This is a genomic window from Gilvimarinus gilvus (genome assembly GCF_030518155.1).
In the GTDB taxonomy this organism is placed as follows: Bacteria; Pseudomonadota; Gammaproteobacteria; order Pseudomonadales; family Cellvibrionaceae; genus Gilvimarinus; species Gilvimarinus gilvus.
The window spans coordinates 1-518 of sequence record NZ_JAULRU010000668.1; the positions used below are offsets into that span (position 1 = coordinate 1).

Sequence of the window (518 nt, forward strand, 5' to 3'; positions counted from 1 at the left end):
ATTGACCCGCCACTTCCAGAGTGGTTGGGAAGCAGGCGGCACGCTGCACCTGACCCGCTCCGAGGAAGAGGCGGTCGACGGCGGCTGGATCAAACGCGATGCCCGCTATGCGTCGTTGTCGAAGGCCACCGGTTTCGTTGGCTGGAAGGGTGACGGCCGCAGCGCGCGGCTGCAGGCCAACCACGCTTTCAGCCTGAAGGACGACGCCGACCATGAGATCGACGGCTACACCACCTTCGACCTGCTGGCCAGCCAGGACACCGGTTTCGGCACTTTCAGCGCGGGTATCCAGAACCTGCTGGACAAGCAGTACAGTACGGTCTGGGGGCAGCGCGCGACGCTGTTCTATTCGCCGACCTACGGGCCGGCGTACCTGTATGACTACCAGGGGCGCGGGCGCACCTATACGCTGACCTGGAGCTTGGCTTACTGAGCCTGGGCGCATGGCAGGGGTGCCTGGGGCCCTTTGGGTTGAGCATTCAGTATGGGTTGCCGGGGCCGCTTTGCGGCCCTTCGCG

1 pseudogene is annotated in these 518 nt (G+C 65.1%); it reads left to right on the plus strand.

The window, feature by feature from the left end:
* Positions 1-433 (plus strand): annotated as a pseudogene (locus QWI17_RS16725) (hypothetical protein); the annotation flags it as partial.
* Positions 434-518 lie beyond the last annotated feature (85 nt).